At 32.2% G+C, this 13,947-nt stretch carries 19 protein-coding genes; 9 read left to right on the top strand and 10 right to left on the bottom strand.

Going from position 1 to position 13,947, the window contains the following annotated elements; all coding sequences use genetic code 11:
• Positions 1-52 precede the first annotated feature (52 nt).
• From ACFQ0S_RS12015 to ACFQ0S_RS12005, 3 genes are read left to right on the top strand one after another with little or no spacing between them, the layout of a single operon-like run.
• Complete coding sequence (locus tag ACFQ0S_RS12015; protein ID WP_379758777.1) at positions 53-307, top strand: hypothetical protein; 255 nt, start codon at positions 53-55, stop codon at positions 305-307.
• 10 nt (positions 308-317) lie between these two features.
• Positions 318-965, top strand: coding sequence for an IS110 family transposase (locus ACFQ0S_RS12010; protein WP_379758774.1), 648 nt, complete (start codon positions 318-320; stop codon positions 963-965).
• Positions 962-1,162, top strand: a complete 201-nt coding sequence (locus ACFQ0S_RS12005; RefSeq protein WP_379758771.1) for a hypothetical protein — start codon at positions 962-964, stop codon at positions 1,160-1,162. The genes ACFQ0S_RS12010 and ACFQ0S_RS12005 overlap by 4 nt, the downstream gene beginning before the upstream one ends.
• A gap of 165 nt (positions 1,163-1,327) precedes the next feature.
• Here ACFQ0S_RS12005 and ACFQ0S_RS12000 read toward each other — a convergent pair whose 3' ends face one another.
• From ACFQ0S_RS12000 to ACFQ0S_RS11970, 7 genes are all read right to left on the bottom strand, one after another.
• A complete protein-coding gene (locus ACFQ0S_RS12000) occupies positions 1,328-1,633 on the bottom strand; it encodes a helix-turn-helix domain-containing protein (RefSeq protein ID WP_379758768.1) in 306 nt (101 codons plus the stop codon).
• Entirely contained in the window at positions 1,614-1,964 is a 351-nt protein-coding gene (locus tag ACFQ0S_RS11995) for a type II toxin-antitoxin system RelE/ParE family toxin (protein WP_379758765.1), read from the bottom strand. The genes ACFQ0S_RS12000 and ACFQ0S_RS11995 overlap by 20 nt, the downstream gene beginning before the upstream one ends.
• A 176-nt stretch (positions 1,965-2,140) precedes the next feature.
• On the bottom strand, positions 2,141-3,676 hold the full coding sequence (locus tag ACFQ0S_RS11990) for an IS1182 family transposase (protein WP_379758762.1): 1,536 nt from the start codon (positions 3,674-3,676) through the stop codon (positions 2,141-2,143).
• A gap of 262 nt (positions 3,677-3,938) precedes the next feature.
• Positions 3,939-5,027, bottom strand: coding sequence for a type I restriction enzyme HsdR N-terminal domain-containing protein (locus ACFQ0S_RS11985; protein WP_379758759.1), 1,089 nt, complete (start codon positions 5,025-5,027; stop codon positions 3,939-3,941).
• A 173-nt stretch (positions 5,028-5,200) separates the two neighbouring features.
• Entirely contained in the window at positions 5,201-5,782 is a 582-nt protein-coding gene (locus tag ACFQ0S_RS11980; protein ID WP_379758756.1) for a hypothetical protein, read from the bottom strand.
• Positions 5,783-5,960: 178 nt separating this feature from the next.
• The gene (locus ACFQ0S_RS11975; RefSeq protein ID WP_379758753.1) at positions 5,961-6,443 is read right to left on the bottom strand and encodes a hypothetical protein; all 483 of its coding nucleotides are present in this window, start codon (positions 6,441-6,443) and stop codon (positions 5,961-5,963) included.
• Between the two features lie 335 nt (positions 6,444-6,778).
• Positions 6,779-7,270 carry a thermonuclease family protein gene (locus ACFQ0S_RS11970; RefSeq protein WP_379758750.1) on the bottom strand — a complete coding sequence of 164 codons (492 nt, stop codon included), beginning with the start codon at positions 7,268-7,270 and terminating at the stop codon, positions 6,779-6,781.
• A 97-nt stretch (positions 7,271-7,367) separates the two neighbouring features.
• Between ACFQ0S_RS11970 and ACFQ0S_RS11965 the strand changes: the two genes are divergently transcribed.
• From ACFQ0S_RS11965 to ACFQ0S_RS11945, 5 genes are all read left to right on the top strand, one after another.
• Positions 7,368-8,171, top strand: coding sequence for a hypothetical protein (locus tag ACFQ0S_RS11965; RefSeq protein ID WP_379758747.1), 804 nt, complete (start codon positions 7,368-7,370; stop codon positions 8,169-8,171).
• Positions 8,172-8,239: 68 nt separating this feature from the next.
• Complete coding sequence (locus ACFQ0S_RS11960) at positions 8,240-8,692, top strand: DUF5675 family protein (RefSeq protein WP_379758744.1); 453 nt, start codon at positions 8,240-8,242, stop codon at positions 8,690-8,692.
• Positions 8,693-8,704: 12 nt separating this feature from the next.
• The gene (locus ACFQ0S_RS11955; protein ID WP_151108207.1) at positions 8,705-8,968 is read left to right on the top strand and encodes a hypothetical protein; all 264 of its coding nucleotides are present in this window, start codon (positions 8,705-8,707) and stop codon (positions 8,966-8,968) included.
• Positions 8,969-8,972: 4 nt separating this feature from the next.
• Entirely contained in the window at positions 8,973-9,200 is a 228-nt protein-coding gene (locus ACFQ0S_RS11950; protein ID WP_379819106.1) for a hypothetical protein, read from the top strand.
• A 78-nt stretch (positions 9,201-9,278) separates the two neighbouring features.
• Positions 9,279-9,401, top strand: a complete 123-nt coding sequence (locus tag ACFQ0S_RS11945) for a hypothetical protein (RefSeq protein ID WP_379758739.1) — start codon at positions 9,279-9,281, stop codon at positions 9,399-9,401.
• On the opposite strand, the gene ACFQ0S_RS11940 is transcribed toward ACFQ0S_RS11945, so the two are convergent.
• The 3 genes from ACFQ0S_RS11940 to ACFQ0S_RS11930 all read right to left on the bottom strand — a co-directional run bounded on the left by ACFQ0S_RS11940 (position 9,386) and on the right by ACFQ0S_RS11930 (position 13,424).
• Entirely contained in the window at positions 9,386-9,808 is a 423-nt protein-coding gene (locus ACFQ0S_RS11940; protein WP_379758736.1) for a DUF6943 family protein, read from the bottom strand. The genes ACFQ0S_RS11945 and ACFQ0S_RS11940 overlap by 16 nt on opposite strands.
• Positions 9,809-11,061: 1,253 nt before the next feature.
• Entirely contained in the window at positions 11,062-12,267 is a 1,206-nt protein-coding gene (locus ACFQ0S_RS11935; protein WP_379758733.1) for a phage integrase SAM-like domain-containing protein, read from the bottom strand.
• 86 nt (positions 12,268-12,353) lie between these two features.
• Positions 12,354-13,424, bottom strand: coding sequence for a hypothetical protein (locus ACFQ0S_RS11930; RefSeq protein ID WP_379758730.1), 1,071 nt, complete (start codon positions 13,422-13,424; stop codon positions 12,354-12,356).
• 278 nt (positions 13,425-13,702) lie between these two features.
• On the opposite strand from ACFQ0S_RS11930, the gene ACFQ0S_RS11925 reads away from it, so the two are divergent.
• Complete coding sequence (locus ACFQ0S_RS11925) at positions 13,703-13,942, top strand: helix-turn-helix domain-containing protein (protein ID WP_379758727.1); 240 nt, start codon at positions 13,703-13,705, stop codon at positions 13,940-13,942.
• Positions 13,943-13,947 lie beyond the last annotated feature (5 nt).

Here is a 13,947-nt window from a genome sequence, read left to right as displayed (position 1 = left end):
TTTCTATAATTAATTAAGGGTTAGATAAGACTCTTAACGTTTCGTCTTTAGTTTGCATAAAGAAATAAATACTTATTTTTCCGAAGAAGAAACGGGTGAACTAAAACGTTTCGTCTTTAGTTTGCATAAAGAAATAAATACTTATTTTTCCGAAGAAGAAACGGGTGAACTAAAACGTTTCGTAGGGTATAGGCCTATAAGCTGCATAAGACCCGTTTCTACTTTCGGACTTGCCAGTACTACTTGGAATGATGGGTTTTTAGACCCGCTAAAGGCGATAGCACAGCAAGGTATTTATTTATCCTAAAAACAAATGTATGAAAAAAGTAACAGAAACTATTGGAATTGATGTTTCCAAATTAACACTAGATGTTTATGTAAGAACTACCAAAGTTCACAAACAATTTAGCAATGATTTAAAAGGCTTTAAACAAATTATTAGTTGGACAATCAAGCAAAAAATCAATTTAGAAGAAACCTTGTTTTGCTTTGAGCATACCGGTTGGTATTGCATACTATTAAGTTATTTTTTGTTTGAGAACAAGTATCGATATTGTTGTATCAATGCCATAGAGATTAAGCGTTCTATGGGATTAAAGCGAGGTAAAAGTGATAAGGCAGATGCATGGGAAATAGCCAACTACGCTTGGTTAAGAAGGGAGGAATTGATACCATCAGTACCTCCAGCAAAGAAGCTAATTGAATTACAACGGATGATGAGTTTACGAGAACAATTGGTTAAACAACTCACAGCGAGCAAGAATCTTTACAAAGGGATGCAAGAAATAGTTATTGATGAATTAAATGATGTTTCCTTGGGAATATTGAAAGAAAATATGAGCAAATTAGAAAAGCAAATTCTCACAACAGAAAAAAGCATTAATGAGCTTATAAAAACCGATGAGACTATGATAAACAACTATAAACTCTCCAAAACAGTCAAAGGAGTAGTGATCGAAAGATGAAGAGTTTGCTCTCCATGTCAGCCATAAGTGCCATTCAGCATGACAAAGAATTAAAATTGTATTATCAAAAAAGAGTGGAAGAAGGAAAACCGAAAATGGAGGTATTAAACATTATTAGAAACAAAATCGTATCAAGAGTATTTGCAACCGTAAACAGAGGAACGCCTTATGTAGAAATGAGTAAATTTTGTGCTTAAATATTTGGATTTGATCTTGGACGTTTTGCTGCTTCTGGCAGTGGCGTAATTTCGACACTAACCATCAAAAATAAAACTAAAATTTAGTTTCAAAAATTAAGTTTTATAAATAAATCCCATGCCTAGCCATTGCAAGAAACAGCTGTTGGTGGATAGTGCCTTTATTTATAACTTTATTGCAAGTTCTAATTTTCCACCCAAACCTAATTCTACAATTTTTTGTAAAGTTGAAAATCGTACTTCTTTTACATTATTCTCAATTCTTGAAATATAAGATTTTGTTGTTCCGCTTTTATGAGCAAGTTCTTCTTGTGTTAAACCTTTTTCAATTCTCGCTTCGTGAATTAATGCGCCAAGTTTAAACTGTTCGTAACCTTTTTCTAATTTATCACGTTTTTCTGTTCCTTTTTTGCCATAAAATTCATCTTTGAATTCGGCAAGAGTTTTTAAATTATTTGTTTTCGCTTTCATATTCTTTTTTTATTTTTAATGCTTTTTCGATTTCTTTTTTTGGTATTTTCTGTTCTTTCTTTTGGAAACCATTTGCAAGAACGATTAATTTTCCTTTGTCAAAAAAACAGAATATTCTAAAAATATCACTTCCTTGTTTTACTCTTATTTCATATAATCCATCCGTATTTTCAAGATGTTTTAAATAAGTTTCTGGAATTTTTTCTAAATGTTCAATCAATTCCAAAGTCCAAGTTATTTTATCTTGAACCTTTTCACGTTGTTTTAAAAAAAATTCTATAAAGTAATCTTTATAGAATGTTACCGTTCTTATTTTCTTTTCTTTTTCCACATGACAAAATTAATAAAGTTGCGCTAAAGTACAACAATATAATTAAATTATTTTAAAAATAAATTTAGAAGTTTATATTTCCGGAGATTTTTTTTGGCATTTCCACCAACGTCAGTTCGTCTAAAAACCTAAGTTTCTTTATAAACCAACTTACGTAAGTCCAAATATACTTCTTTTCAGCAATGATTTAGGGATAAATTAAAAAATGTAGTTTTCGATTTAGAGAAAAATAATTGCTTTAAAATAGCTTTAAAACCTTTGTAATAACTCAAAAAAGTAAGCCAAAGCAGCTGCATATACTTTTTCATTTGATTTGGGTCAATTAGGTTTATAATCCTTCTCAGGTTAAAGGCTGTAAAAATTAATCCAACATCAGCCGAAGCATGTTTGATTGATTTTTTAGTCATGATATAATAAAAATCCCATTGGCGTTTGATGATGCCATACGGATGCTCTACGATGGCTTGTCGCTTTCGGTAGAGTTCTTTGTTTTGTTCTACTCTGACTTTGTTTTCATAGATTAAATCGGCATGTTGTGAGCGTTCTATGAGCCTTCCTTTTTTATTTTTGGTGCATTGTTGCATCAAGGCACAGCTCAAGCAAGCCGTGGTTTTGTAATGCTTCATTTTGGTAACAGACTTGCCGTTGGTTTTATTGTACCAATTGCCATTTGTGGTTAGTACTTGCTTGGCAGGACAAGTAAAACAATCCTTTTCTTTATCATACACAAAATGTTCTACATCAAAATCAGGATTGGGTGCATGCGCCGCCACCTCCGGAACGGCAACTAGGACTTCTATTCCCAGTCTATCTGCATAATCAAATTCGCTTCCTGTGTAATATCCTTTATCATACAAGGCTTTAAAATCAGTATGACCTAAAATGGTTTTGGTTCGGCGCAACATGCCACCCATAGCTTTAGAATCGTTTTGATTGGTTACTTTAAAATCAATAGGAATTTTGTGCTTTTCATCCACCACGGTTTGTACATTATAGGCTACTTCGGTTATGTTGTTTCGGGTAATCATTTGACGGCTGTCGGGGTCAGAAGTAGAGATTTGGGTTGTGTTTGTTTCTTCTATTTGTTTTTGATAGTCTTGGTATTTTTGTTTTTGATTTTTATGTTTGATTACTTTTTCTTGTATTTCATTTTGCGCTACAATGTCACCATCGGCTTGTGCTAATTGGTTTTGATATTCTTGCAGTTTGTTATCAATATAGGCAATATGACGTTCAATTTTAGCAGGATTAAAGTTGTTTTTCTTAGAGTTTTGGGCTCTGAGTTTGGTGCTATCGCCTGCCACTAGTGTACCTCCAATTAGGTTAAAATGATTTGCCATGCTCACTGTAGAGCGAAACACTTTCTCAATAGCTTTAGGATTATTTTTTCTAAAATTAGCAATGGTGTTGTGGTCAGGAACTAATCCTTTAAGCAACCAAATAACTTCTAAATTTCGAATACATTCTTTTTCCAATTGCCGTGAGGAACGAGTTCTATTAAGATATCCATATAAATACAGTTTTAATAAATCAGCAGGATGATAAGCAGGACGACCGTTTTCAATAAATTCGGTTTTAAATCCCATATCTTTCAAAGAAAGGCTATCTACAAAAAGATCAATTATCCGTACACTATTGGATTGATCTATGACTTGTTCTAAACAAAAAAACTCGGTTTGATTGCGGTCTTTTCCTATAATGAATTTGCTCATAGTAGCTTGTTTTACAGCTTAAATATAAGAAAAAACCATCAAAACATCAAATAAATGGGACGTTTTGTTTCAAAAAAAGACAATTAATTTAAGGGAGGTTTTTAGACAGTTTGACGTTCCCGCGCTACAAGCAGTTTGGGACTAAATTAAGCCCATTCTTCGGATTTGCCAAATCTTCCAAATACAAGACCATTTTCAAATTAAGCCTAATACCCAAATTGCTTGTAGCGTGTGTTGGTAGCTGGCTTTTTGTAGGTTTAGTTTAAACTTCTTCAATTTTAAAGCCTTCTTTTCTAGCCAAATCAACAATATTGTCAATATTTCCTTTACCCCATTCTGTAGAAACTACAAATTTTACATTATCATTGCTTATCAATATGTTTTCATTTCCAGTAAAATGTCTTTTATTAGATTTATTGGCATATTTTGTTTCTACTAATTCAAGTTCATTAATAACTCCTGTTGAACCTTGATATTCGTCACGAAAAATATTTTTAAGACTGCTGAAGTTTAAAGGTTTTTCTTTTAAATAAGCTCGAACTAATTCTAAAACAAATTTGTTTTTCGCAAGTTTTGTTCCTGTTCCGTTAATAATGTATTTAGTTTTGTCTCTCGAACTTTTAATTGCAGACAGTTCGGAAATATCAGTTTGAATTTTTGACATTCCAATTTCAGTTGGATTTTTTGTTGTAATGTTTATTGATAATCCTTGCAGGACATTGTCGATTATTTCTCCGTCATATTTATTTAGTAAATCAAGTTTAATTAATTCTAAAATTTTCGGTTCGTAATCTGGTGATAAGATTATCTGTGACAATATTTTTTGCTCATTTTTTCTGTTTATCTTATTCAGTGAATTTTGTGTAAATGTATTTAATGAGTTATAACTGAAATTCTCTTTGTTAAATAATTCCACAAATTTCTGTCCTTTTTGACTATCTTTTTCAAAATCAATAGTTTCAAGTAGAACTGGTTCGTCATGTTCTGTTAAATCTCCATCATAAAATATTTGAATAACTTGGCCAATTAAAACACCATATTGAAGTTTTAATTGGCGCATGTAAGAAAATAACTGTTGTTGAAATTTAGTATTCAGCGGTATACTCGGTTGTTTGATTTCAATTACAAATAAGTTTTTCTTTTCTGCTGAATTTATAACAATATCAGGAACAATTCTGTTTGAAGCACCAATAGGAAATGATGGACGAATTTGTAAATCTCCAGAATATTCTTTCCAATCTAAAACTCGCAAGGATTGAATTACATTTTGCTCAAAATCACTTTCGCTAATTTCTGTCCGAATATTTTCGGATAGCAAAAAGCATATTTCTTTCCATTTTTCGTTATTCATCTACGATTTTTTTAAGCTTGCTACCAACGTTCTCGCGCCAGAAGCAGTCGCGGCTTGGCGAGCGAGTTTTCTCCACTAGGAGAAAACGAAGTTAGGAAAAAGAAACGAACAATGAACCGAAAACTAGCGATTGCTTTTGACGCGTGTTGGGTGATCGGTTTTCTTATTTATCATTACCAATCAGGTTTCCAATTTTCTAAATATGTTTTAGGAATATCTCGTTTTACATAAATGGTTCCTGAATATCCTGATTGAAGAGCTGTTAATGATTGAAGAGCTGTGATTGAGTCTTTGTTTATGGTTCCTTTTTCTCTCAATATTTGATGACTACATTGAAAAACTATTGAAAATTTCATTTTCACTTTATTTCCTTCTATTAGATAATAACCCATTGATGCTTTGCTTGGGTCAAAATGTTCTCTCGTTAATTTCAAAGTGTCAGATTTTGCAATGTTAAATATTCCAACTTTATTATTTGAATAAAACTTTAAGTAACTTACATACGGATAACTATTATCATCTATTTTTTCAAAGTATACATATTCCTTTGTGATAGAATTTTTTGCAAAATTGATTTGTTCTTTATAAACAGCTAGGGTGTCTATATTATCTATAGTTGAATTTTTATATTTATAGTCATTTATTTTTCTCCTACATACACCGTTCTTAGAATATAATCCTTTATAACAACAACTAACCATTAATAAAAATAAAATAAATAGTAGGAAAGTATTTTTATAGAAGTTGTATTTCATTGTTCGATATTTTTTTGGTTTATCGGGCTCACAAACTGTCACCCAACGTTTTGCTGCTTTGAGATGGCTGGAAGTTCGTAACCGCTCAGTTTTCGGCTTAACGAAAACTTGATGCGAAACGATAATTCCACTAAATTCCAGCTAGCTCAAAACAGCTGTTGGCAGATCGGTTGCTTTTTTATTTATTTTCAGTTTGTTGTTTTTCAGTTTTATTTTTAGCACTAAAATATCCACCCCAAAGTGCTAATAAAGGTGCGACAGCTCCAATTAGTGAAATTGGGAATCCATTGCCTTTATTTATTAAAATAATTATAAAAACTAAAACTATTCCAGTTATAATAATAAGAAATGGATATATCCAAGTTTTTTCAAAAAAAGTCTTTTTTCGTATTGTTTCTAATTGATGAAGGCTTAGGTATTTTTCAATTTTACTTTCTAATTCTTGACAATACTTATCAAAATATTCTGTATTACAAAACGTTGGACTTGAAGACAAACTCATTCTTTTTCCGCTTTTTAAATTTATAAGCAAACTAATACTTCCATTATAAACTTGTACTTGGTAATTTTTAATTTCATCAAAATTTATTCTCTCCAGTTTGTCATTTTTATTTATTTCAGTATAATTTTCTTCTAAAATTGCAAAACCAACTTTCTTCATTTTGTGTTTATTCAGCCAAAAAATTAAAATTGGAATTCCAAATGAAAGAATCATTGTAAAATAAATATTGAAGTATTTTTTAAATTCAACCAATGTGAATATCAACGCAAAAAAAGTTGCAAATGATATTAAAAAAAGTGTTAATGAATATTTTTGGTTTACATATTCAAATTCATATTTTGCCATTAAATACTTCTGTTTTTTAATTATCGTTTCTTTTGGTTCTCAACAACTGTCTGCCAACTTGAATATATACTCTTTACGCCTGTAAGGATTAGTATTTATTGATGTTCTTTACTTTTTAAATTCTCTTAGTACAACATAAGTACAACAAATCAGAATACTTTTACTTGACTATAAATCCCAATATTATTAAGCTGTGCTTGGCGGTTCATCGCTTGATACTCTGCTAGCTTGCCACAATAATAGTGTTGGGTTGCTTTAGCATACCCATTTTGTAAAAGTAATTCATTTAAGCATAATCCACTAGGCAAAATTACATACCCTAATTGCCTGTTCCAGTAGTCGTAATAGTTCTCCTTTTCTGTGATGATAGTCACAACCGTTTTAGGCGGTGCAACCAACAAAACGAAGTGCAAGGATTGCAAACCAAATTGGAGTAATAATTGAGCAGGTAAACTGCTTTTCTCTTCATCCTCTTTCATCTTTCTGTTAATCTTTACTTCTGGTGCATCCAAACCATAAAGACGGATTTCTTTTTTCAATTTAGTGAAACGATGGCTAATGATGATGCTATCGCCGTCAAGTACTTCTTCAATTTGCCAATGGGTTTCCACTATGTACGGTGCTTTTGCGTTGTATTGCATTGATTTATAGTTATTTAAGTTATTGATAATCAAAGATAATCATTGAAATTTGTCTTATGAATTTAATCTAATTATTAACTTTTTAAATCTTAAAAAAATGGCAAGACAAAAAGGTGTTATTAAGTATGTTGGAACTCTTGGAGATATCCGACACTTCAAAATTAAAGGACAGGAAGGCTACTTCGCTGGAATGGTTGGTGGACCAACTGGCGACCAAGTATTATCTGCTCCTGAATTTGAGAGAACCCGTGAGAATATGAACGAATTTGGCGCTTGTGCCAAAGCCGGAAAATCTGTTCGAACTGGTTTATCTCAATTAATGAAACAAATGGCGGACAGCCAAGTAACTGGAAGATTGACTTCAATTATGAAGAAAATCAACTTGGAAGACCAAACGGAAGCCAGAGGTTACCGTAAAATTGAAATCTCCACTCAAAGAAATCACTTAAAAGGTTTTGAGTTTGACAAAAACACTTCTTTCAATGGAATTTTTAATGCTCCTTATGCAGTAACGCATACTTATAACAGAGACAGTGGTGATTTTAGTATTGGCGATTTTAATCCAGCGAATATGGTTAATGCACCCGCTGGTGCAACACATTTCCGTTTGATTACTTCGCTTTCCGTAGTGAGTGATTTTGAATACAACGCTACTACTAACAGCTATGATCCTATGGATCCTGATATCAATGAGGTAAACTATATTCGATACAGTGACTTTTTGGATTTGAACGCTCCAGTTTCTGCTACTACAATTACTGTCACTTTCCCAGTTGGAATTATACCAACGGTAAATACCACAGTTTTGCAGTGCATAGGAATTGAGTTTTACCAACAAGTTGGGGCTAATTACTACTTGTTTTCCAGTGGGAACTGCTTGAAAATTGAGGATGCTTTTTAAAAAAAGTCATTACAAATCCCTCACCAAAAGTGAGGGATTTTTTGTTTAATCTCAAAACTATAAAGACTATGGAAAGTAAAATAATAAGAGTAGCACAGGGCAAAGAAAGCACATTGAGCCAATTGTACATTAACGGCATCTTTCAATGTTATTTGTTAGAGGATAAAATCAGAGAAGTGAAAATCCCTTCACAAACTGCCATTCCAAAAGGTGTTTTTAGTTTGAAGTTGAACACTTGGGGAGCTAAAAATGTGGATTACAAAAAAGCATTTGGAAAGCTGCATCAGGGAATGATTGAGATTTCTGGTTTACCGAACTTCAGTTTTGTATATATCCATACCGGAAACACTATCAAAGAGACTGCCGGTTGTCCGCTTTGTGGTTTTGGGTTCCAGTTTGTTGATGGCAATTTTCAAGTTACTCAAAGTGTTGCAGCTTACAAAATGGTTTATCCAAAATTGGCAGCACTGGCAAAAGTTGAAAACAACAAAATAATTATTGAAAATAATTTTCAATTCTAAAAAGCCCAAAAAATGGAAAATATCAACATCATCGCTACACTTTTTGGAACACTTATCACCTTATTACTCTCTGTTGTGGCTTACTTTATCAAGCAATTACACACCGATTTCAAGAGTATGGAAAAAGACTTAATTGAAGTAAAAACAATGGCTTTAATCATCAAAACAGAGTTCAAAAGTGGTAATGATTTACTCAACCAGAAAGTAGAATACATCGAAAAAAGAGTACACAATTTAGAACTATCAATTTATAAAAATCAAGATTATGAAAAATAAAAATATGAATGTCGTGGAAAGAGCCTTGGCACCAACTCCAAAATGGTTTAAAATTTTGAGAACAGTTGGAATTGCTTTGGCAACTATTGGCGGAACAATCATCGCTTCTCCTGTTGCCTTGCCTCTTGGATTAGTAAGTGCAGCGGGTTACTTGGTTCTGGGCGGTAGTATTATTTCGGTGGTTTCTCAAACCGCTGTAAAATCGGAAGAAGAGCCGGAACCAGTTAAATAAATACTTTTCAAAATAGCAACATAAGCTCCGTAATACGGGGCTTTTTTGATTTTTAGCAGTTAATAAAAGGCAATTGCTTTGCTTTACTTCGATTTATTTAAGTGGGGCAATCATATTGCTTTTATGCGTTGGTTTGCTTGGGAATTAGGCGCAAACAATCCTAGTCCAGTTGGACCAGGATTGTTTCATTTTCTGCAATAGCGGTATAAAATGGCTCTGCGGAGGTCATTTATGAGTAGCATATCCTCTTTGTATTGTTTTTCTTTTTTCTCTAGAAGTTTGAGAGCTGCAACATTTTTTAGATGTTGCTCGTGCTCCAGCATCATCAAACTGGCTTGTGGATCGAATTCTTTTTTGAAATCTGGAAGGCGCAAAAACGGAATAACCGAACCTACTAAAAACGGATGCCAGAATTTTGTTTGCCATAAACTATAAGCAACAAAAAATAAGCTTTCGCAATCTTCTTCTTTCTCAAAAATGACTACAAAACTGTTTGTGAACTGCTCTTTTTGGGGCTTTCCGCTATTCATCCCCTTGTTAAGTATAAACAAATGGGGTTTTGTGTAAATTGTTCCAACTCGGTGGGTCTTGATGATGAAATTCGGCATAACATTCGGCTTTAAAAATGGGTTAGATTTTCAATTTTCCGCAGGATTTCTGATGAATTTTAGAAGTGCTTCGCGAAGCTCGACCTATAAAAATTTTCAAAAGAAAAAAAAGAAAAAAAGAAAGCCGTTCTTTCAAGTGGAAGGTTTCTAAAAAGCAGGTTTTTTTGATAAAATACTACCCGAAAGGGTGGAGATTTTATCAAAAACCCGTAGGGCTTGAACTTGCTTTTTTGTAAACCTGGAACTTACCTTTACTCTCTTTTTTTTATTTTTTGTTTTGAATATCCAATCAAAATATTCTTGTTTAATCGGATTAAGTTTGAAGGATTGGGAGTTGATATGGAAGATAATCGTCTTTGGAAGTGTATCAATTTTTTGTAGATGGATGATTAATTTTGATGAAAAAGAAGGTGTGCTTTATCCATCTGAAAAATTGATACTCTTCCTTCTACCAATTGATTTTTGAGGAGGCTTGCAATCAATTATGAATTGGGAATTATGAATTATGAATTAAAGTTGTTTTGAAAATAAAAAGCCTCTTCAAAAAACAATGAAAAAACTATCGTAGTGCGGTGGCAGTAGCTCAGAGCAAGTGTATGTTTTTTTATAAAAAAAACAATACTCTTGCTAGTTTTTTTTGATTTTGTGGGTGCCAGAATGTAATTATGAATGGAGAATTTTGAATTATGAAAAGGGTTGTTTTGGAAATGCAGCACGCACAAAAGCAATGTCCTTCGGCAGGCTCAGGGTAAACACCACTTATCGATTTATACACTAAGTTGCTAAAAATAGTGACTGTAAATGTTCTTGAAAGTAAGTATTACCGTAAAGTTTCTTTTGAAATGGCGTACGTTTTTGAAGACAGTGGCGAAGGACGGTTTTTTTTATTGCCGGCAGGAGCGAGGAAGCAATGAAAAAAGTTGTCCTAGAGCCACTGGCGCGAGCGTGGGGTGTGGCGGCTGTTTTACATAAATGATATTATAGCTTCATTGCAAAAACCAACGAAAACAATATTAACGCTTTGTGATGAACTATAATACTCAATTATGTAAAACAGCTTGGGGAAAAAAATTACTGGCGCAAGTTGCGAAGCGTACGTGTTTTTGTTTCAAAAACTGTGACAGTAATTTTTTTTGGAGCGTTGGCAGAGCGTTGGCCGGGTATGCGCAAAAAGGGCAGCGATAGCGTTCCTATCTTTTTTTAATTGGAAGGTGTGTTATGTATTTTTGGATTTCTTTATTGATTTAGCAGCATTATTTTAATATTGCGGCTAGTTTTTTGATTGCTTCACTAACATTTTTCTGAACAATTTTACCATAGCTTTCTTGAGTTATGCTCATCTTTGAATGGCCTAATAATTCGGAAACGATTTCCATTGGAACATCATTATAGAGTAAAACTGTGGATGCAAATGTTTTTCTAGCCGTATGGTGCGATATGTTTTTATCAATTTTTGCAATAATTGCAATTTCTTTTAGATATGCATTGAATTTTTGGTTGCTAATTGGAGGAAAAGTACGATTAGTATCAGATGCATATTTGTTGATTTTTTCTTGTGCTTTAGGAAGAATTGGAATGGATATTTCACGATGCGTTTTTTCTCTTTTCATTTGGATCCAGTTGCTACCATCAAATCCGGGGTGAATATTATCCTTTTCCAGATGCGCCATTTCATTGTATGCCAAACCAGTGTAGCAGCAAAAAATAAAAAGGTCTTGAATTAAAATTAATCTTTTTTCTTGTAGTACCAATTCTTCAAGATTCTTGAGTTCCTCTGTAAAAAGAAATACTATCTCTTTCCGGACTGTTTTGGACTTATGCAGGATAAATGGATCCCTATCTAAATATCCTTCGGATATAGCCCAATTTATTGGCCTTCTGAGTATCTGGATGCTTTTATTTATGGTAATTTGTTTTTGCTTCTTTTCAGTTTTTAAATAATATTCAAAATCTTTAAGGAATTGTAAAGTCAAATCTTTTAAAGGATAATCCTGTTTTTTATAATTCCATCTTATAAATATTTCTAAGTGATTGCAGACATAAACTAATTTATCATAAGTGTTTTGCTTCAATTCAATTCCGACCAATTTTTTTATTCTCGACAAATATTTTTTGTAATATGACAGAAAATTTTCTTCTTTTTTAAGAGGTAATCCTTTATATTCATTCAAGATATTATCAATACTGCATTCAATCCCTTGAAGTTGGAAAACTAAAATGATATTATACAATTTGACTTGTATTCGTTCTATTTGAGCATTAATATATTTGTGATTGAAATCTTGAGTATTAACTTTTTGATGTTTGCTTTCCCAGTAGTGAGGATTTACGAATAGTCCTGTTGAGAATTGTTGTTTTTTTTTGTGGATTGTAATTCTACATAACAGTGGGCATAAATCTCTTTGATTTACTCTATTTCCCTTTATTAAAAACAGTATTGATACTTTTTCCTGGTGCATAATTTCATTGATTTAGAGTTGAATAATTTGTTCATTATTCAAATTTAAATTTATGAAAAACAATAAATAGTTGTTCAATACGTAATTTACGAATCTAAAATATCATTTGGTTTATTGATTAAAGGGTCAACCCAATCTGCTTTATCATTAGCCCAATTGATCCATTCTTGTTTTTCTGGGGTTAGATTATTTGCGTTTATTGCTTTTTGCTGTACAGCTTCAATGTATTGTCTAATAATGAGAGTTTTGTCGTATTGCTCGGAAAGTTTAACTAATCTATTGAATTTTTCGACTTCTTCATTTCTACGTTTTTTAATTTCTTCCTCTATTTTTTTCTCTAAGTCATATTGTAACCTCCATAAACGTGACGCTTCTTCTTGTTTCTTCTGTTCTTGTGCATAGATTTCAATTTTAGCAACAATTTTTGCCAAGATTTCTTCTAATTTAACTACGCCATCTCTCCATTCTTTTTCTCCGGAATATCTTCCGATTTTAAAAATAAATTCGCCTGTAGCTTCTAGTTCTGTACCGCTATAAGGAGGTTTTGCGGGAACTCTTTTAGAAGCTTCCCTTAAATCCAATTCGACAAAAATACCATCTACAAGTACACCAGTTTCAATATTCTCTTTAGAAAATGTATGCCCTCTATATCTAATTAACTTTGTAAAAGTATCCATAAACCGTAAAGCTCTTTCTCTATTATTTATGTCAAATCTAATTGGATAGGTAATTTTTTTATCGTCCTTATAAAATCTATTGTTTTTTGCGGCTTTCCAAAATTCTTGGGTTTGAATTGTAAGTATATCCGGTTTTGTGATTTTGTCGGGAACTGTAAGAGGTGCCTTTGGATCATTTTCAATTTCTTTGGTTCTAATGGTTAATGGTGTTTGGTCTACATTAATTAGATTACCTTCTTCTCTTATCGTTAAAATGATTTTATCAACACCACCAAAGATTGGATTTAGCTTTTCTTTTTTAAACTTTTTATTGAATTTAAGTTTTGACCAATAACTGCCATCAGGCATAGGAATTTCAAATTGTTTGCAAATTTTTTTAATACCGTCATTCGTATATGCATACTGCTGTGTCAACTTTGAAAGTGTTGTTGACCATACTAATTCGTATAATTCTTTTCTAGTTAATTGGATAGTTTCCATAAAAAACACCTCTTTATAAATCAGAATTAAAGGTACAAAATGTTCTTTAAAAATGAAATTAACGAAATGAAGCAAACAAAGATGTGAGTTTAGGAATACTTGGACTAAACGAGGATTTTGTGCAGCTGAATGAGGTAATGACTATTGTTTTTTAAAGTCAAAATAGATGATTTAATTTTAAAGAATAACTTGAAATAAAATATTAGTTTTGAAATTATTGAAATGAATTATAAATCTTATTAAATACAAATTCAAGTAGACTATCGTCTATTGTACAATTGTCTACTAAACACGAATTTGGTGCAATGGAAGATATTAGAATGAAATTTGGTGCAAAGGTTAAAGATTTGAGAATATCTAAAGGATATTCTCAAGAGAAATTAGCTGAACTTTCCGATTTAGACCGCACCTATATCCCTGGTATTGAAAGTGGTAAAAGAAACGTTTCTCTGGTTGTGATTGAAAAAATAGCCAAAGCATTTAAAATACGCATATCGGAATTATTAAATGACTTGTAATATTT

The organism is Flavobacterium myungsuense (assembly GCF_042677265.1).
Lineage (GTDB): Bacteria > Bacteroidota > Bacteroidia > Flavobacteriales > Flavobacteriaceae > Flavobacterium > Flavobacterium myungsuense.
This window is presented reverse-complemented; position numbering and strand designations above follow the sequence as displayed.